Raw genomic sequence first — 19,242 nt, 5'->3', positions numbered from 1 at the left:
ACGATGACACGCTACTTGATTCTTCTCGCGGGCACGCCACCAATGGTGACGCCCCGCTCCACAAAGGAGTCGACGACGACCGCGCCTGCCGCGATGGTCACGTCATCGGCAATCGTGACGTCACCGATGACCTTTGCGCCCACCCCCAAGCGAACGTTGTCGCCGATCGTGGGACTTCCCTCGGAATACCCGTCGTTGCCTATGCAGTTGCTGCCATGAAGCCTGCAGTTCTTCCCTATTCTGGAGTTTCCATTGACCACGATGTTTCCCGCATGATAGATGCGAAGGCCCGCGTCGAAGGTATTGTCCCAGATCTCTATGCCCAACCGCTCGCCCAGCATGTTCTTCCTTCGCCGATACCACGCGTAGCACAGCTTGCTGAGGAAGCCGGATCGGTTGTGGTGAAACTCGGTCTTCCTGAGCAGGGAGACGAACCTATAGACCCTCAGGCTGATGTCATGCGTGATGATGCGCTCAAGGTGATCCCGTGCGGTGGCACCCTCATACAGTGCCCTCTCATGGTCGAGCACGCCCCTGAGCTGTTCCCTCGTCGAAATCATGTGTCCAACCAACTTCTTTGCCCGACCCGATGTGCCCCGTCGCGTCTAAGGATACGCGATGGGTGCGCCCCGCGACAGCCCATCCTCAGGGGGTCCGGAGCCGAGGGACACCACGGGGATGGATGCCCTGTGGTGCGCACCCCTGCACTGATAGCATGGTTCTTGCTGGTTCCACCTGTTGCTTCGTCCTCACGTACCCACGTGTGCCGACGTCGCCGGGTTTGGCTGGGGGCGCCACTGCGATAGACTGCAAGTCACAGAGGAGGAGGGAGGGGCCCTGATTGCCGCCAACGGCTTTCCCGATGGACGGGCACTATGATGGAGCCGGTGGCAGAAGGGCCCGCGCGCTCGATGCCTGTGGGGAGAGCGACCGGGGGTTTGGCGTGGTGGTGGCGTGCGGCGCATGCGCGCTCTGCGGCCGAGCGCCACCACGAACGCGCCGCGGGAGAGGGCCTGGCGTTTGCTTATGAAATGCAGAGTCATCACAGAGTGGGGCTAGCCTTATGGACAAGGGGTACATAGACGTCTCATACGACGAGGAGCGGGGGCTCAGGCTCGCTGACGCGTTCAGGGCCGTCGGGAGGCACATGCTGGCGTGTCTTGTGGGAGGGGCGCTCGTGGGCGCACTCTTCTTCGAGTACACGGTGACGAGCATACCTCCACGGTATCAGTCGTCGTTTACCATATATGTCAGCAACAGGCCGAACAACCAGACCGAAGGCGCGGAGGGCACAGCTACGGACTATGCGGTCATCGATGACGCCAACACCTCGAATTCCCTGGCCAGTACCTATGCCTTCGTCTTCGGGAGTGGTGAGATGGTTGCAAGGGCCGCCCATGACGCCCATCTCGAGGAGTACGCCGATCCAGCCCTGGCCAGCAAGGTCGTCTCGACACAGGTCGAGCAGAAGGCCCCGTTGGTGACGGTGACCGTCACGGCCTCCTCGCCACAGGATGCCTATCAGCTTGCACAGTCGCTCGTCAGGATTGCCCCGGACTACATGTCCACGATCATGAACGGGGGCTCCCTGTCGGTCGTGGAGCCCCCACAGGAGGCCACGAGCCAGAGTTCGCCATCGAACAGGCTCAATGCCGCCATTGGGTTTGTCATCGGCTTCATGACCATGGCGATAGTCGTGGTGGTCAGGGACGGGCGAAACCGGGGCGTTGGGAGTCGGGAGGAGCTTGAGGAGCGTTTCGGCATGCCTGCCATCATCGATGCCGGGGACGTTCTGCCCCTCCTGCCGCGTCATGCCGCGCGGACCATCGCTGTGATGGACGTTGATGGCAAAAGGTCCGCTGCGAGAAACGCGGTGTCCATCGCGACGTCATGTGCCCAGGGGGGAGAGCGCACGCTCCTGCTCGACTGTGACACGCAGCACGCGTCCTGTGGCAAGCTGCTGGGCCTTCGCCCGTCCATGGGCCTCGCGGGGCTCTTGGCCGGCGAGGCGTCCCTTGCCGATGTCACGCAGCGCGTGGAGGATGGGGGCCTCTGCTTCATTGCCCCGGGGAAGCCTCGTGGCGACCTCGGACAGGAGCTGCGGGACGATCGGATGGCGTCGGTGCTCGAGGAGCTCAGGGCGGACTATGACTGCGTCGTGGCGGCCCTGCCCTCCCCGCTCTCGAGCGATGGTGCCCTGATGCTGGCGGACATGCTGGGCATGGTCTTCCTTTCGATCTCCTCGGAGCGGACAAAGCAGTCGGCCGTCGCCGAGATACAGAGAAGGCTGAGGCTGGCCAACATCCAGATGACGGGATTCCTCTACGGGAGCCCGCGGGGGCGTATCGGACGCAGACGCCCATGGCGGCGTTAGCCCATGCGGCAGGATATGCCCATGAGGGGCGCATCGGTCGTGGGGGCGCACGCCTCCCCTCGCCAAGGTGTCACGAGGCGAGGCATGGCCCAAGGTCGCTGGGGAGGCGTCCTCATCGAGAGGACGGCAGGGTCCCTGATCTGGATCGAGCTGTGCCTCCTGGCCACCTTCGGCTTCCTGCGGGACATGTTCGGTGTCCCCGGTACCATCACCTACCTGCTCGACGCCATAAACCTGGTTCTCTTTGGCGCCATCCTCATTCGGGGAAGGTACGACAACCGGGGCGTCTACTACCGATACGTCTACGGGCTGCTGCTGGCGTTTTTCGTCCTGACGGTGATAGGGGGCCTCCGTGCAGGGGGATCCCCTCTCCTGTACCTCTGGGGCCTCAGGAACATCTTCAGGTTCTATGCCTTCTTCGTCTGCTGCGTGGCGCTCCTGGGCGTGCGTGACGTCCTGAGGATGGCCACCTTCTTCAAGGCGCTCTTCCTTGTCAACGTGGGGCTCTGCTCGCTCGAGCTGGCCATGGGATATTCCGGGGATTACATCGGTGGCTCCTTTGGGGTCCTGCAGGGGGGCAACGGCTACCTCAACATCCTGATCGCCGTCACCACGGTCATCTCCGTCTTGGAGTACCTTGCACGAAGGACGTCGCTTCCCAAGCTTGTCGTGACGCTGCTCCTGTGCTTCTACCTGGTGTCGATTGCCGAGCTCAAGGTGTACTTCTTCGAGCTTCCCATCATCGTGCTACTGGCCCTGCTGAGCGAGCGCATGACCTCCCGCTCGGTGGTACTTGTCCTTGTGATGGTGGCCGGCATCGCCGCGGGTCTGTTCGCCATGCAGTTCTTCTTCGCCGGTTCGGGGATCAGCTTCTTTACCGATGGCACGATCATCGAGTACATGGGCGACGCGGGCTATACGGGTACGGGCGACCTGAGCCGTCTGGATGCCCTGAGCCGCATCACGTCCATGTTCTTCTCGGACGACCCCCTCACGCGCCTGTTCGGCTTTGGTCTCGGCAACTGCAGCACCTCAAGCTTCGAGGTGCTGATGAGCTCGTTCTATGACCACTTCAGCTGGCTGCACTACACGTGGTTCTCCGATGCACACGTCTACATCGAGACGGGCCTGAGTGGGCTCGTGTGCTTCGAGGCCTTCTTCCTGGGCGTGTTCGTGGTGAGCAAGCTGAAGCGCTATAGGGACGCTGACCTCAGGGTCATGACCAACTGCTGCGGCATCGTCGCCCTGCTGTCGGTGTGGCTCTCCGTCTACAACAGCTCGCTGACGGTGGAGTCGGGCTACCTGGTGTATCTGCTGCTTGCGGCACCCTTCATCCTGGACAAGTACAGGGAGCGAGGGGGCATGCGCCGCGGGCGACGGCTTGGGTGACATTGAGTACACTCTGGGGTGGCACTCCCAACTCTCGAGGCGAGGAATCAGCGACATGCTCATCTACAACAGCCAGACACACCGCAAAGAGGAGTTCAGACCCATGGAGGAGGGCAAGGTCCGCATGTACGTGTGCGGGCCCACGGTGTACGACCAGATCCACATCGGCAACGCCCGCACGTTCCTGGCGTTCGACGTCATCCGTCGCTATCTCGTCTACAGGGGCTATCAGGTGACCTTTGCGCAGAACCTCACGGACGTGGACGACAAGATCATCAACCGTGCCAACGAGGAGGGGCGTGCCGCTGCGGACGTCTCCGAACAGTACGCGAAGGCCTTCATTGAGCAGATGCGCCGCTTTGGCATCCTCGATCCCGACGTGCGCCCGCGCGCCACGCATGAGGTCGAGGCCATGCAGGACATGATCTCCACGCTCATCGCCAACGGCAACGCCTACGTCGCCGCAAACGGCGACGTGTACTTCTCCGTGCGTTCCGATGCCAGCTATGGCATGCTGTCCGGACGCGACCTTAACCAGCTGCGCGCGGGCGAGCGCGTGGAAGTCAACGACGAGAAGCGCGACCCGTTCGACTTCGCGCTCTGGAAGGCGGCCAAGCCCGGGGAGCCCAGCTGGCCCAGCCCCTGGGGTGAGGGCCGCCCTGGCTGGCATACGGAGTGCTGCGCCATGATCCATCGCTACCTGGGAGCCCCCATCGACATCCACGGCGGTGGGCAGGACCTCGTGTTCCCGCACCATGAGAACGAGTGTGCCCAGGCCCGGTGTGCCTGGCACGCGCCCCTCGCCAACCTATGGATGCATACGGGCATGCTGCGCGTCAACGGCGAGAAGATGTCCAAGAGCCTGGGCAACTTCCTCACGCTCAAGGACGTTCTGGACAGATGTCCCGCCCATGCCGTGCGCCTGCTCATGCTGCAGACCCACTACCGTTCGGCGCTCGACTTCCAGACCGACCAGCTCGATGGTGCGGTGGGCACCGTGGAGCGTCTGACCAGCTGCATCAAGAACCTGCGCTGGGCCGCAAGGAACGCCCCGCAGGACGGTGCGTTTGACGACACCGACCGCGCCCTCACGGCCGTCTGCAAGGAGGCACAGGCAGAGTTCACGCGACAGATGGATGACGACTTCAACACCTCCGGTGCCCTCGCGGCCATCTTTTCGCTGATGGGCGCCGCCAACACGTACCTTGCGGATGCGGGCGGCGCCCTGACGACCGCTCCCGTCCTGCGTGCCGCCGACCTGCTGGTGGAGCTGTTGGGCGTGCTGGGCATCGACCTCGGCGAGGTGGGTGGCCAGGACGAGCTGCCTTTCGAGCTGGTGGGCCTTGCCCGCGAGCATGCGGACTATGCCGGAGACGATGCGCAGGGGGCGGCCGATGCCCTCCTGGCCGCCCGTCAGGAGGCGCGTGCGGCAAGGGACTGGGCGCGTGCGGATGCCATCCGTGATGGCATCGCGAGCCTGGGGCTCGTTGTCGAGGACACGGCGGCTGGCGCACGCCTGCGCCCCTCCAAGAGGAGGGCATAGGGTCACGATGGCACGAGGCAGGGGTAGGCCCACCAGCAGGAAGCGTGCCGCTCGGCCAGCGCGGGACGTGCGGGGCGCCGGTGCGCATCCTCGGCGAGGGCACCAAGGCCAGGTGGGAAAGCAGGTGGCCGGCGACCTCATCGAGGGGCGTCGTGCCGTCGCCGAGGCGCTCGAGGCGCGCGTGCCCCTCGAGCGCGCCCTCGTGCAGGGCGGCGCCGAGGGCTCGGATGCCACGCTGGCACATCTGGTGTCGCGCCTTTCGGCTGCGGACGTGCCGATGGCGTACGTGCCCAAGGCACGTCTCGATGTCCTGAGCTCCCATGGCGCCCATCAGGGCATCATGGTGCAGGTCCGTCCATACTCCTATGCCTCGCTGGCGGATGTCATCGTCGCCGCAGGCACGGGGGATGCCCTCGTGATCCTGCTCGATCACGTGACGGACGAGGGCAACTTCGGTGCCATCGTGCGCTCCGCCGAAGTCGTCGGTGCGGCAGGCGTCATCATCGCCGGGGCGCGTGCGGCGGGCGTGGGCGTCGGCTCCTACAAGACCTCTGCCGGTGCGGTGCTCCATGTGCCCATCGCCCAGGTCCCCAACCTCTCCCGTGCCATCGATGAGCTCAAGGCGGCGGGCTTTTGGGTCTGCGGCTCCACCGAGCACGCGGAGGATGACGTGTGGCAGGCCCCCGTCGAGGGCCGCCTCTGTCTGGTGATGGGGTCCGAGGGCACGGGCATCTCGCGTCTGATACGGGAGAGCTGCGACTTCACGTGCAGGCTTCCGCAGCGCGGGCGTGTGGAGTCGCTCAATGTGGCCCAGGCGGCCACGGTCATGTGCTATGAGTGGCTGCGTCGCACCACGGCCGCAGGGGGGCGCGCAGATGCCTAGGCAACCGCACGAGCTCTTGGTCGTCGATGGCTATAACGTCATCCACGAGAGTCCCCGCTACACCGTCCTCATGGACGAGACCGACCCAGGCGACCCCTTCGAGCGCTCGCGCGAGCGGCTTGTGGCGGACGTCGCCACCTACGCCCAGGGGCGCTATGAGGCGACCATCGTGTTTGATGCCGCGGGTAACGTCTCCCCCGATCGCCCCAACCTGTCCAGGGCTGGCGTGCGCATCATCTTCTCCCAGGCGGGTGAGAGTGCCGATACGGTCATCGAACGTCTGGTGACGTCGGCGCGCCTCGTCCCGCGAGCCGTGACGGTGGTGACGTCGGACAACACTATCCGGGCGACGGTGGGTGGCGTCCCCGTCACGCGCGTGTCGAGCGACGTCTTGGTGACGGACGTCAAGCAGCTGTCCCATGAGATGGAGCGGGAGCGCGTGGAGCGCACGCACCAGCACCTCACACTCGAGGACCGCCTCGACCCGGCGACGCGCGCCCGGCTCGACAGGATGCTCGGACGCTCCTAGCTCCCTCCGTCGCCTTACCATAAAGAAAACTTAAATTGCGTGAGATTACCCTCATTTTCTTATCCATGAGTGTGACGTTCTGCATAAAACGCTGTAAATAGCCTGAATCTTTTATATCTGAATGTAATCTGTATAGATATATACATTTCTGGATCTGGATTAAAAAAACAGCATATATTGGAACGCTTCTGTTGCCATATCGGCACATGTGGAACGTGATGGGTCGCTATCTGGAATCACGCTTACCGATAATGCTGTATTGGAGGTTTCATGTCTTTCTGAGCTCGCTCGTCACAAGGACACGGTGCCCTGCGGTGGGTATCGCCCTTGAGCGACAGGAGCTCTCCGGCACATGAGGAGGCGGTCGATGTGGCACGGGTTGGTTTGTGCTTGCTGGCGCGTCTGAGTGCACGGGGCGGCCTCCGCCCATCCCGAGGCCTCATGTCATGGCATGAGGAGGAGGGTGGTTCTCTCTAGCACTTCTGGTGTGTCGGCCCCGCAGACGCTATGATGCTGTGGCATGCTGGTGTAGCTCAGTTGGTAGAGCCCTAGTCTTGTAAACTAGTCGTCGCCGGTTCGAGTCCGGCCGCCAGCTCCATAGCGTATGCAGATGGGTCGGCACCCACGGGGGTGTTGGCCCATCGTCGTCCTGCGACCCATCGTGCGACGTCAGCCTCCCACCCGTGTCGCAATGGTCCGCACTTGGATGAGGGGTACGCATGGAGCAGGTACTGGGTATCATACCGCCCTCTGGCGAGAGGTCCGGTCGCGCGAGGCGCGGGGCACTCTATCGGTTCGCAAAGCGCGTCTTTGACATAGTCTTCTCGGCGGTGGCCATCGTCCTCGGCAGCTGGCTGTACGCGCTCATCGTGCTCGCCATCAAGATCGATGACCCCTCTGGTCCCGTGCTCTTCAAGCAGCTGCGCGTGGGCAAGGATGGCAGGACCTTCCGCATGTGGAAGTTCCGCTCCATGCGCGTGGGCGCCGAGGCGGAGGCTGCCACACTCATGCAGTACAACGAGAAGGATGGCCCCGTCTTCAAGATGCACGATGACCCGCGGGTCACCCGCGTGGGTAGGTTCCTGCGGGCGCACTCCCTCGACGAGCTGCCCCAGTTCTTCAATGTGCTCATGGGTCAGATGTCTGTGGTGGGGCCGCGTCCCGGCCTGCCCAGTGAGTGCAGCAGCTACAACTACTATCAGGCCTATCGCCTGAGCTGCAAGCCGGGCATCACCAGCTACTGGCAGGTGCAGCCCGATCGCGACACCATCAGCTTCGACGAGTGGATGCGTCTCGACGTGCTCTACCTGCGCACCCGCTCCTTCCTCACGGACCTGAGAATCATCTTCCAGACCGTCTTTGCCGTGCTTCGGGCACAGGGCTGCTAGGGGAGCCTCTTGAGAATAGCCATGGTTGGACAGAAGCGTGTGCCGTCGCGTGAGGGTGGCGTCGAGGTGGTGGTGAGCGAGCTTTCCCGACGTCTTGTCGAGCGTGGCAACGAGGTGGTCGCCTACTGTCGCCGTGGCCACAACGTGGCTGGCACACGGTTCGACCAGCACTCCGTCATGGAGTACGAGGGCGTGCGCGTGCGCCACGTCCGCACGATCGAGGCCAAGGGCCTCGCCGCCGCCAGCTCCTCGTACTTTGCGACACGGGCGGCCCTTGCGGATGGCGTCGATGTCATCCACTTCCATGCCGAGGGCCCCGCCGCCATGGTGGGCCTCGCCAAGCGCGCGGGCGTGCGCAGTGTGGTCACCATCCATGGGCTCGATTGGCAGCGTGCCAAGTGGGGTCGTGCGGCCTCCGCATACCTCAGGCACGGGGAGCGTAGGGCGGCGCATGAGGCCGATGAGGTCATCGTGCTCAGCCGTGGTGCCCAGGAGTACTTCAGGCGCGCCTATGGGCGTAAGACCATCCTCATCCCCAATGCCGTCTCCGTGAAGTCGCCCGTGACGGCGAGGCTCATCGGTTCCGCCTGGGGGCTGGAACCCGGTTCCTACGTGCTCTTTCTGGGACGCATCGTGCCCGAGAAGGGGCTCGACCACCTGATCGGTGCCTGGGGTCGCGTGCATACGGACAAGCGTCTCGTGATAGCGGGGGGTGCCTCCGACTCGCAGGGCTATCTCGACCACGTGCGACAGCGCGCCGCAGGCGATGACTCCATCCTGTTCACGGACTTCGTGCAGGGGCGCGTCCTGGAGGAGCTCTACAGCAACGCCTACCTCTACGTGCTGCCCTCGGATCTCGAAGGCATGCCCATGAGCCTGCTCGAGGCCATGTCCTATGGACGTTGCTGCCTCACGAGCGACATCCCCGAGTGCGCGGACGTCTTGGCGGGCACGGGGACGACCTTTGCCCGCGGGAGCGCCTCGTCCCTTGCGGAGCAGCTTTCGAGTCTGCTGGGGGCGCAGCAGGAGGTTGCGCGCCAGGGGAGGGCCGCCTTGGCGCACGTTCGATCCACCTACTCGTGGGACGCCCTTGTCGATCGTACGCTGGCGGTGTACGAGGGCACTGCGTTGCCGGGACCCACGCGATGAGGGCGCTCCTGGTCGACGGGTTCCACTGCCGCACGGACGGGGCAGAGACATATGACCCGGGTCGGGGAGGGAGGCCCGCACGTGGCGATGGGGCTTCCCATCGCCACCGACAGGAGGGCCTGAGCGCCCCTGCACACGCACGTTGCCCGTCCGATGCTCGCCTCGGCTGGCCTGGGGGGCTGTATGGGGGGCTGACCCATGCCGATCCTTAGCGTGGTCGTGTCCGTCCACGATGCCGTGGGGTACCTTGCCACATGCATGGACAGCCTGTTTGCCCAGACCATCGATGACCTGGAGATCATCCTCGTGGACGACGGCTCGTCCGATGGCAGTGGCCGCCTGGTCGATCGGCTCGGCCAGGATCATGCCAACGTGCGTGTGGTGCATCGGCAGCGGCACTGTCCCGGCGAGGCGCGCAATGCCGGCATGCGCGTCTGCACGGGAGACTACCTTTCCTTCGTCAATGCGTATGACTGGGTGGGACCCTCCCTGTACGGGCAGCTCCTCAGGTCTGCCGTCAAGGAGGGGGCGGACATCGTCTCGAGCGGGCACTGTGACGTGCGCGACAATGTGACCTGTAGCGTGCGGCCCCACCCGCTCGCCGGTATCGTGCTGAGGGAGCGGCGAGGCATCCTCGGCGTGCGCAGGCAGCTCTTTGGCATGCTTCCGGAGGACTCGTTGGCGCACCCGCTTGCCCTCTTCGTGGGTGCGTCCATCTATCGCCGCGCCTTCGTCGAGGAGCATGCCCTCGCCTTTGAGGATGTTGTCACCGAGGACACGCTCTTCAGCATCGCGGCGTATGCCCACGCGCGATGCGTATCGTTCATCTGCTCCACCGACTACTTCTATCGCACGGATGACCCCGTGTGGCGTGCGCGCCTCGGTGCCTGGGGCACCATCAGCCACTATGTGAAGTTCGTCAGCGAGCTTGCCGCCCTGGCGAGGGACGAGTCCGATGCTGCTGAGTTTCTGAAACGCACGAGGCATACGGCTGTGACGTATGCCATCCTGTATGTGAGAGCGATAGAATCGAGCAGCCTGAGCAACAGCCGGCGGACGTCTGACATCCGCCGGCTCGTCGAGTCTCGTGTGTTTCAGGAATACTGCATAGGCTTGTCACGGCGAGGCATGCCGTTGGGCGAAAGGCTGTTCGAGCACGAACTCGAGCGCGACAATGTCTGCGCGGTGCTGAGCCTGGCACGCCTGTACCGCATGTTCCGCAAGGGGAGGGGTCGTCAGCCATGACGGGCCACATGAGCGTCAGGCACATGTTCCATCGCATCGGCGAAGAGCTACACGCCACGCGGGTCATCGCGGGGGCGACATCATGGTCTGACGCGCTCGCCACCCTTCGCGCGAAGGTCGACATCCAGGTGATGAGTCACAATGGCTACCGAGAGCCACCGGCGGTACGTGCCCGACTCCTGCGCAAGCATGCGGTGGTTCTTCGGTACCTCGAGGGGCTGCTGGGAGACTATGCCGCATCCTATGACTATGCCGCCCCGCCCCCGCCAGCCGCTCCCACCCTCACGGATCACGTGTGGCTCTGCTGGTGGCAGGGGCTCGATCGGGCGCCGGAGATCGTGCGTGCCTGCGTGGCATCCATCAGCCGTAACGTGGGCAATCACCCCGTTACGCTTGTCACGGATGCGAACTATCGTGATTACGTGGACCTTCCTGGTTGGGTGATGGACAAGGTGCATGCGGGCATCATCACGCGCACCAACCTCTCTGACCTTCTCAGGCTCAGCTTGCTGGCCGAACACGGTGGGCTCTGGCTGGACGCGACGCTCTTCTGCGTCGCCCCCATTGACGAGCTGGTCTTCGGTCATCCGATGTTCACCATCAAGCGTCCTGACTACCTGCATGCCTCCATTGCCGGAGGCAACTTTGCGGGGTATTCGCTTGCCTGTGACGAGGACCATCGCCGCGTGTTCGTCACGGTGCGCGACCTCTTCCTCGAGCACTGGCGTCGGAGCGACTTCATGGTCGACTATCTGCTTGTGGACTATCTTATCGCGATGGCTCAGCGACACGACCCATACATCGCCGCGGCCTTCGAGGCGGTCACGCCCAACAACCCCCTCTGCGACGAGCTCTCCAAGTGCCTGGGTGAACCCTTTGACTCGGCGCGCTGGGACGAACTCTCCCGCGACACCAGCCTTTTCAAACTCACCTGGAAGCAGGGGTTCCCAGCCGAGCATAATGGGAAGCAGACGTTCTATGGGGCACTTTTGAAGGGAGACCTCTCGTGATCTTTGGGGCAAACCAGGCGTACTTCATGCCATACCTGGGCTACTGGCAGCTCATCAATGCGGTGGACGTCTATGGTGTCGCCGACAACTACAACTACATCAAGCGGGGGTGGGTCAATCGCAACCGTGTGCTGGGCAACATGGGGCCGCGCTATCTCACGCTGCCCATCGTCCATGCGTCGCGCAACCGCTTCATCATGGAGCACGAGCTCGCACCCTTTGATGCGGACACGATGCTTCACCAGCTGAGCCATGAGTATCGTTCCGCACCCAACTTCGATGCGGGGCTCGACCTCATGGAGAGGGTGCTGCGCTGCAAAAAGACCAACCTTGCGGACTTCCTCTTCGACTCCATCGAACTCACCTGCCACTACCTTGGCATCGACACGCGGCTCATCCGTACGTCCGACCTTCCGCAGGACCCGTCCCTCCGTCGCGAGCAGCGTCTCTATGACTACTGCGACCAGCTGCAGGCGGACACCTACTACAACCCGATAGGGGGCACCGCGCTCTATTCCTTCGAGGACTTCCGGGCCCACGGCATCAAGCTGGCGTTCGTGCGGTGTCACCCCGTTCCCTACCCACAGGTGCGCGTCGAGGAGTTCGTCCCCAACCTCTCGATCGTCGACGTCATCATGAACACCTCACGGCAGGAGGCCCATGACATGCTTGCGAGCTTCGACCTCATCACGGAGGAACGTTCATGAGCAGTCAGTACATCGACCTCTCGTACGACGAGCATACGACGATCAGGCTGTCCGCGCTGCTAGGGTCGATAGGGCATCACATGGTCTCCTGCATCCTGATGGCGCTGCTCGGTGCGGCCCTGGGCTTTGCCTACGTCACCTACTTCGTAAAGACGCAGTACCAGTCCACGTTTACCGTGTACGTGAGCAATCGTCCCACGACCCAGGCCGCCGCCTCTGCGGATCAGTCGGCGCTGGATCCGAACGACCAGCAGGCGCTCGGCTACCTCAACACCAGCGACATGAGTACGTCACAGTCGCTTGCCAATGTCTATCTGTTCGCCTTCTCGAGCGGGTCGTTGCAGGAGCAGGCTGCCGATGCCGCCGGCCTTTCGGCCTATGACATCGCCGCACGCCAGGGCAAGCTGGCGACCGCCACGGTGGAGGCCACCACCCCGCTCGTGACGGTGACTGTGACGGCGGATACGGCAGAGGACGCCTACCTTCTCGCCCAGCTGCTCGTGCAGGAGGCACCGGGCTACATGGAGGACGTCATCAACTCGACCTACATGACGGTCGCCTCGCCCCCGCAGCTCGCGGATCACCCCAGCTCCCTCTCCCGCGATCTTGTCGCGGTCCTGGGCTTTGTGATCGGCTTTGTGCTCGGCTCCATCGTCGCCATGGCACGGGATCACCATGCCGCCTCCCGGCAGGATGAGGAGGATGGCGTCCCTCCGACCTATGGGGCGCACGCCAAGGGGAGGAAGATGTCTCCCGTCCAGGCTGTGGCTGGGGGAGAATAGGTGGGGCGCATGACGGCCGTGTCCCTGCTCCGGTCATCCCCCGTGCGGTCGAGCCATCAGGGTCTCGGGGTGCGCCTGGGGTCGTGCCCATCCCTCTGGACAAGGATGTCGTTGGTGCGTTCCGGCCCTACCGCTGGTGCTGGGCACCTATACGCCTCGTGGGAGCGAGGGCCATGGGACTCATGATGAGGCTGATCGTTGCTCTGGCCACTGTTGTGGGGGACATCCTCGAGGCGTTCTTCGTGCCGCTCCCCCTTGCCCTTGCCGTCGCCGTGGTGGTGACCTTGGCACCCTTCGTCTGGTGCCAACATGCCGCACATGTGAGGGGTGCCCTCTTTGCGGGGGCACGCGCATGGGCCACCGCCCTCAGGGGGGATGCCGCCCTCAGAGGCGAGGGCGCCCTCGTCACCTTTGTCGTGCTGGTGGCCAGCCGCACGCTGATGGGGCGCGGGTACTGGTCTGACCCGCTGTGCGTGCTCTGGGAGGGGTGGGGCCTGCACGACAGCAACGGCGACTTCACGGGGGAGGGGTTCGAGAACCTGCTGCTCCTCATGCCGGTTGCCGTGGCGTTGCTCGACGTGCTCCTGCGCCGTCACGCCTCCCGTCATCCGCTGGCGCGCGCCATCGTCTCCGTGGGCGTTCTCTCGCTGCTCATCGAGGCCTGTCAGCTCGTCCTGCACGTGGGTACGTTCCAAGTCGCGGATCTTACCTACAACACGCTCGGTGGTGCGCTTGCCGCAGCCGGATACTGGCACTGGTGGAAGCGTCATCACGACAAGGGGGAATCTCGTGGCTAGCCAACGTGTCACCTCACAGCCGCCGCAGGGGCATTCGTTTGCCGCAAACGCGGCGTTCAACGTGCTCTATAAGGTGCTGAACGTCATCTTCCCGCTCATCTCGTCCGTCTATCTCGCGCGCGTCCTTCTGCCGGCGGGCGTCGGAGCGGTCTCGTACGCGCAGAACGTCGCCTCGTATCTGGTGCTCGTCGCCTGTCTGGGCATACCCATGTATGGCGTGCGCGAGATCGCCAAGCGCCGCGACAGCCAACGGGACACCGACACCTGCTTCAGCGAGATCATCGCCATCAACTTCTGCTCCACGACGGTGGCACTGCTGGCCTATGCGATCGTGGTCGCCCTGTTCTTTACGAGCGACCTGCCGCTGTATCTCGTGTGTGGCCTGCCCATCCTCTTCAACTACATCAGCATCGACTGGTTCTACCAGGGGAGGGAGGACTACGTCTACATCGCCGTAAGGAGCATCATCGTCAAGGGGCTCTCGGTGCTTGCGATCCTCCTGTTCGTGCACGGCCCTCAGGACTATGTCCTGAGTGCCTTCCTCACGGTCATGGGGACCTGTGGCAACTACCTCTTCAACATCGTGCGCGCCAGGCGCCACGTGCATCTCACGCTCCACGGCCTCCACCTCAGGCAGCACCTGAGGCCCATCTTCGTCCTGGTCGCCTGTTCTGCCGGCGCCCAGCTCTACAACTACGTTGACGTGCTCATGCTGGGTGCCATGGACACCCCCGAGGTGGTGGGCTGGTACAGCAACGCCATGAAGGCGGTCATGGTGGTCTTCACCCTCTGCACGGCCATCTCGGAGGTATTCCTGCCACGCATCAGCTACCTCTTCGAGACGGATCGCGAGAAGGTGAGCGATCTGGTCACCCTGGGCATGCAGATCGTGTTCTACTTCGCCGCCCCCATCGTGATGGGAACGGTGGCCGTGGCGCACAATCTGGTTATCGTCATGTTTGGTGAGCCCTTCGCCCCCGCGGCGTTCACGATGCAGCTCCTGGCGCCGATCATGATCTTCAAGGGGCTGGGCGACATCGTCTCCTATCAGGTCATCATTGGCGCGCGACAGGAGGGCAAGCTGGTGGGGCCCTACTTTTGCGCCACGGCCCTCAATGTGGCGCTCAACCTGTTCCTCATCCCCCTCTGGTCGCTCAACGGGGCGGCCGTCGCCTCCGTCCTGACAGAGTGCTTTGTCAATATGCTGCTGCTGCGACACTCGCTCAGGCTCGTGCGCCCCAGGGTCGATGTGCGCTTCGTGGCCGGCACCGTGCTCTCCGCCCTCGTCATGTGGGCGGCCGTCATGGCGGTCGGCACCCTCGTCCACAACGTGTTCCTCGGACTCGTGCTCGACGTGGTGGTGGCCGTGTCCATCTATGCCATCTGTGGTGTCCTAGGCAGGAATCCGATTCTCCAGATGATTTTTGGCATACTGAAGCGGAGGCTTTCGCTATCTTAACGAAACCTCATGTGGTGTGAGCCATGCGTGGCCCACTGGTCACAATCGATGAGAGAGTTGGAACAGAATATGCCAGCGAATGAGATCGTGGTGTCGGTACTGGGAATCTGCTACAACCATGCCAAGACGCTTCGACGGGCCCTCGACAGCGTGGTGTGCCAGCAGACGAGCTTCGCCTTCGAGCTGCTCGTTCATGATGATGCCTCCACGGATGGCTCTGCGGACGTCATTCGGGAGTACGCGGAGCGCTACCCTGCGATCGTGCGCCCCTTCCTCGAGAGCGAGAACCAGTACGGCAAGGGAAGGTCGGTCATCACCGAGATGGCCGCACAGGCACGCGGCCGCTACGTGGCGCTGCTGGAGACGGACGACTGCTGGTGCGACAGCTCCAAGCTCGAGCGCCAGGTGCATGCGCTCGACGAGCACCCCGAGTGCGCCTTCTCGGTTCACGACGTGCTGGCTCGTAGGCCCGGTGACAGCAATCCGCACGCCATGTTCCCGCCCGTGCCTGTCGACGAGGGCATCCTCGGCGCGGACGGATGGCTCCGTCGGGAGCTCTATGAGGGCAGATGGATGTTCCAGATCAGCTGCATGCTGACGCGCCGCGACTATGTGGACGAATACCTCAAGCTTGCGCCAACGGGCTTCCCCAGCAGGTTCTACCTCGTGGGGGATCAGCCCATGCAGCTGTTCTTCCTCAGCAAGGGACCCGCCTGGTACATTGCGCGCCCCATGTCCTGCTACACCGAGGACAGCGGTGGCTTCATGTCCCGACTCTCCCGTGACCCCGTCTTCAGCGTACGCGTGCACCAGGGGTATCGCGCGGGACTCCAGGCGTTCGACGAGTATAGCGAGGGTCGCTACACCACCTATGTGCAGCGTGCCATCCTACGTCGCGAGTTCTTCGAGGACCTCGTCCTTCACCACTACGCGGCACTGTTCTCCCCACGCTACAAGCCCGTGCTTGAGGAGTACGGGGTCGCCCAGCGTCTCAAGTGGAACGTGCTCTCCGGCGCCAAGACGATGCTTCGACACAGGGGCACCGGTTCCGACGACGTCGCGTCGCAGCATACCTCTCTGGTATAGCCCGAGCCCCTGAGAGGCGTCCCGCCCCATCCCAGCCCCAACAGACCCCGTGAGAGAGAACCCATGAGCGCACACAAGAACATCCTGGTCACCCGTCCGTCAATGCCCCCGTTCGAGGAGTACGTGCGAGAGATCGGGGATGTCTGGGACAACAGGTGGCTGACGAACATGGGCCCCAAGCACGAGCAGCTGCAGGAGGGGCTCAGACGCTATCTCGGCGTCCAGCGCGTGGAACTCCTGACCAACGGCCACATGGCATTGGAGCTCTCGCTCCAGGCGCTGAAGCTCCAGGGCGAGGTGATCACCACGCCCTTCACGTTCGCGTCAACGACGCACGCCATCGTCCGCAACGGCCTCACGCCGGTGTTCTGTGACGTCAGCGCCCGTGACTTCACGATGGACGTCTCCAAGGTCGAGAGCCTCGTCACCACGCGCACGAGCGCCATCATGCCCGTGCACGTGTACGGCAACATATGTGACGTGGACGCCATCGCCGAGATTGCCGAGCGCCATCACCTGAGGGTCATCTACGATGCCGCCCATGCCTTCGGCATGCGCTATCGCAATCAGGGAATCGCAAGCTTTGGTGATGTATCATGTCTTAGCTTCCATGCGACCAAGGTATTCAATACCATCGAGGGCGGAGCGGCTTGCTACCGTGACATGGACTTTGGCCTGGAGCTCTACCGACTCAAGAACTTTGGCATCCGAGGTCCCGAGTGGGTGGATGGCGTTGGCACCAACGCCAAGATGAACGAGTTCTGCGCTGCCATGGGCCTGTGCAACCTGCGCCATGTGGACGATGAGATCGCGAGGCGTGGGCGCGTGGTCAGCCGGTATCGGGAGCGGCTGGAGGGTGTGGGGGGCATTCGGCTCAGTCCGGTTGACCCCCAGGTGCGACCCAACTATGCCTACTTCCCCATCATCGTGGACGAGCAGGAGTTTGGGGCCAGCAGGGACGGCGTCTGCCAGGTCCTGGAACAGGCGGGCGTCAAGGCACGAAAGTACTTCTATCCGCTCACGAGTGCGTTCGAGTGCTATCGGGATCGCTTCGACGCGACGCAGACGCCCGTGGCGCTGAGGCTCAGCGAATGCGTGCTCACCCTACCACTCTACGCCGACCTGCCACTCGAGGACGTGGACTTCATCTGCGACCTCGTGCTGGACGCCAGGACGGCAGGGGCGTCTCGATGACCCCCGAGGGGCTTGCCAGATACCTTGTCTGGCGAGAGGGGACAGGTTCGCGGGCATGCGGCCGGTCATGGGACGTGGAGCTGGCCGTCAGGGTGCCACCCCTGGCAGCTGCGCTGCCGCCAGACTCCCCGCAGGCCCATCCGGACGCCCGAGGAGCAGGCTCGTCGCCGGGACGAGAGAGGGACGGTAGAGAGGGGATCGCGTGCAGAAGCTGCTGATGCTGGGCACCTCACTGGGGAGTGTCGACATCGTGCGCAAGGCCCAGGGCATGGGCTGCCATGTGATTGTGACCGACGGGCTTGCCCCGGAGGCGTCCCGGGCAAAGCTCGTCGCCGACGAGAGCTGGCCGATCGACACGGGAAACGTGGGGGCGCTCGAGGAGCGCTGCCGTGCCGAGGGCGTGGGCGGCGTCTTTGCCGGCGTCAGCGAGTTCAACCTCGACCGCACCATCGAGCTGTGCGGGCGTCTGGGACTCCCCTGCTACATTGCGCCCGAAGGCTGGGAGACCGCGCGCAACAAGGGCAGGTTCCTCGACATCTGCCATCGGGAGGGGGTGCCCACGGCAGACCAGTACGCCCCCGATCCCGCCCTCATGGATCAGGCTGTGACTGAGCTCGCCACCGGTGGCGTCCGGGATGCCACGCGGGCGAGGCTCGACGAGGAGCTCGCCGCCGTGCGCTTCCCCGTGGTGGTGAAGCCCGTCGATTGCAGCGGCAACCAGGGGGTCAGCTTCTGTGACACGCCCGAGGAGCTTGTGCGTGCCTGGCAGCTGGTGCGCCAGGTGTCCGAGAACCCCCGCGTCGTGGTCGAGCAGCGCCTGGTGGGCGACGAGTTCAGCATCGTCTACGCGCTGGTGGGGGGGCAGGCGCGCATGCTGCGCCTGGGCGCCACCTACAACGAGCCCGGACATCCCCCCAACATCTATGACTTTGGAACCACCATCTCGACGGGCTATTGCACATACCTCAGGGACGTGGATCCCGGCGTGCGTCGTGTGCTCGCCGCATCCGGCTGCCGGGACGGCATCGCCTCCGTCCAGGCCATCCGCACGGCCGATGGCGTCTTCCACCTCTTCGAGCTGGGGTACCGCCTCACGGCGGACATGGGGTATGACAAGATGATCGCCATGACCGGCTTCGACGCCATCCAGTGGCTGCTCGACTTCCAGCTGGGCAGGGGGCATGAGGCGGACGAGCTGCCCCGACCGCCGGAGCGTCCGATGCGCGAGAGCTCGAACGTCTACTTCTTCTTTGCCGCACATGCGGGAACCATCGCCAGCATCAGGGGGCTCGAGGAGCTGGAGGGCACGCTCGTGGACGACCCCCAGGCGCGTCGGGACGTCGCTGACGACCACATAGCCGTCGACATGCTGGCCCAGGAGGGCATGGAGGTGACTGCTGGTAGGCTCATGGGCAAGCTCACCTTTCATGCATATGATGCCGCGGCCGTCGTTGCCACGCTCCGTCACATCAATGCGCGCGTGTCCATCAGGGATGAGCGAGGGAGGGACCTGGTCGTGCGGTTCTCCCGCTATGCCGACCTCCTGGCGGCGGAGGCGCAGGAGCAGGCGCCAGATCAGGGCTAGTGCCCCCTGCGACGGGCCGCTCGCGCAGGTCGCCCCACAGTTGTGCAGGAATCGTGGGAGAGAGACGCCCGGCCGCGTGGATTCCGTTGACAACGATGTGTACCCGTCGTATCATTCTCCCG

The 19,242-nt window shown here is 64.0% G+C and carries 17 protein-coding genes and 1 tRNA gene; 17 read left to right on the top strand and 1 reads right to left on the bottom strand.

The features are described from left to right. Positions 1–11: 11 nt before the first annotated feature. Entirely contained in the window at positions 12–560 is a 549-nt protein-coding gene (locus HMPREF1316_RS11120) for an LbetaH domain-containing protein (RefSeq protein ID WP_021727088.1), read from the bottom strand. 503 nt (positions 561–1,063) lie between these two features. Between HMPREF1316_RS11120 and HMPREF1316_RS11115 the strand changes: the two genes are divergently transcribed. From HMPREF1316_RS11115 to HMPREF1316_RS11030, 17 genes are all read left to right on the top strand, one after another. Beyond that, entirely contained in the window at positions 1,064–2,374 is a 1,311-nt protein-coding gene (locus HMPREF1316_RS11115; RefSeq protein ID WP_021727055.1) for a chain length determinant protein, read from the top strand. Between the two features lie 84 nt (positions 2,375–2,458). After that, positions 2,459–3,763 (top strand): hypothetical protein, encoded by a 1,305-nt coding sequence (locus tag HMPREF1316_RS11110; RefSeq protein WP_021727157.1) that lies wholly within the window; start codon positions 2,459–2,461, stop codon positions 3,761–3,763. A gap of 55 nt (positions 3,764–3,818) precedes the next feature. Then, positions 3,819–5,306, top strand: a complete 1,488-nt coding sequence (gene cysS, locus HMPREF1316_RS11105) for a cysteine--tRNA ligase (protein WP_021727066.1) — start codon at positions 3,819–3,821, stop codon at positions 5,304–5,306. A gap of 112 nt (positions 5,307–5,418) precedes the next feature. Then, complete coding sequence (rlmB, locus tag HMPREF1316_RS11100) at positions 5,419–6,189, top strand: 23S rRNA (guanosine(2251)-2'-O)-methyltransferase RlmB (RefSeq protein WP_021727109.1); 771 nt, start codon at positions 5,419–5,421, stop codon at positions 6,187–6,189. After that, positions 6,182–6,718 carry an NYN domain-containing protein gene (locus HMPREF1316_RS11095; protein ID WP_040652374.1) on the top strand — a complete coding sequence of 179 codons (537 nt, stop codon included), beginning with the start codon at positions 6,182–6,184 and terminating at the stop codon, positions 6,716–6,718. Before rlmB ends, HMPREF1316_RS11095 begins: the two co-directional genes overlap by 8 nt. 522 nt (positions 6,719–7,240) lie before the next feature. Beyond that, positions 7,241–7,316: transfer RNA gene (locus tag HMPREF1316_RS11090), tRNA-Thr, on the top strand. A 121-nt stretch (positions 7,317–7,437) separates the two neighbouring features. Next, positions 7,438–8,106: a sugar transferase gene (locus HMPREF1316_RS11085; RefSeq protein ID WP_021727128.1), complete on the top strand. Its 669-nt coding sequence runs from the start codon at positions 7,438–7,440 to the stop codon at positions 8,104–8,106. A gap of 21 nt (positions 8,107–8,127) precedes the next feature. After that, positions 8,128–9,255, top strand: a complete 1,128-nt coding sequence (locus HMPREF1316_RS11080; RefSeq protein WP_198009668.1) for a glycosyltransferase family 4 protein — start codon at positions 8,128–8,130, stop codon at positions 9,253–9,255. Between the two features lie 198 nt (positions 9,256–9,453). After that, positions 9,454–10,500 carry a glycosyltransferase gene (locus tag HMPREF1316_RS13415; protein WP_021727092.1) on the top strand — a complete coding sequence of 349 codons (1,047 nt, stop codon included), beginning with the start codon at positions 9,454–9,456 and terminating at the stop codon, positions 10,498–10,500. An 8-nt stretch (positions 10,501–10,508) separates the two neighbouring features. Beyond that, positions 10,509–11,510, top strand: a complete 1,002-nt coding sequence (locus HMPREF1316_RS11070; protein WP_232204524.1) for a capsular polysaccharide synthesis protein — start codon at positions 10,509–10,511, stop codon at positions 11,508–11,510. Then, positions 11,507–12,217 (top strand): WbqC family protein, encoded by a 711-nt coding sequence (locus tag HMPREF1316_RS11065; protein WP_021727115.1) that lies wholly within the window; start codon positions 11,507–11,509, stop codon positions 12,215–12,217. Before HMPREF1316_RS11070 ends, HMPREF1316_RS11065 begins: the two co-directional genes overlap by 4 nt. After that, positions 12,214–12,999 carry a Wzz/FepE/Etk N-terminal domain-containing protein gene (locus HMPREF1316_RS11060; RefSeq protein ID WP_021727081.1) on the top strand — a complete coding sequence of 262 codons (786 nt, stop codon included), beginning with the start codon at positions 12,214–12,216 and terminating at the stop codon, positions 12,997–12,999. The genes HMPREF1316_RS11065 and HMPREF1316_RS11060 overlap by 4 nt, the downstream gene beginning before the upstream one ends. 173 nt (positions 13,000–13,172) lie before the next feature. Next, positions 13,173–13,796 (top strand): VanZ family protein, encoded by a 624-nt coding sequence (locus HMPREF1316_RS13410; RefSeq protein ID WP_198009667.1) that lies wholly within the window; start codon positions 13,173–13,175, stop codon positions 13,794–13,796. Next, positions 13,789–15,255 (top strand): flippase, encoded by a 1,467-nt coding sequence (locus tag HMPREF1316_RS11050; RefSeq protein WP_021727114.1) that lies wholly within the window; start codon positions 13,789–13,791, stop codon positions 15,253–15,255. The genes HMPREF1316_RS13410 and HMPREF1316_RS11050 overlap by 8 nt, the downstream gene beginning before the upstream one ends. A 69-nt stretch (positions 15,256–15,324) precedes the next feature. Further along, on the top strand, positions 15,325–16,341 hold the full coding sequence (locus HMPREF1316_RS13405) for a glycosyltransferase family 2 protein (protein WP_051333008.1): 1,017 nt from the start codon (positions 15,325–15,327) through the stop codon (positions 16,339–16,341). A gap of 63 nt (positions 16,342–16,404) precedes the next feature. Further along, complete coding sequence (locus HMPREF1316_RS11040; RefSeq protein ID WP_021727047.1) at positions 16,405–17,535, top strand: DegT/DnrJ/EryC1/StrS family aminotransferase; 1,131 nt, start codon at positions 16,405–16,407, stop codon at positions 17,533–17,535. Positions 17,536–17,737: 202 nt separating this feature from the next. Further along, complete coding sequence (locus HMPREF1316_RS11030) at positions 17,738–19,120, top strand: ATP-grasp domain-containing protein (protein ID WP_021727082.1); 1,383 nt, start codon at positions 17,738–17,740, stop codon at positions 19,118–19,120. The last annotated feature ends 122 nt before the right edge of the window (positions 19,121–19,242 follow it).

Source organism: Olsenella profusa F0195 (assembly GCF_000468755.1).
GTDB classification, from domain to species: domain Bacteria; phylum Actinomycetota; class Coriobacteriia; order Coriobacteriales; family Atopobiaceae; genus Olsenella_F; species Olsenella_F profusa.
This window is presented reverse-complemented; position numbering and strand designations above follow the sequence as displayed.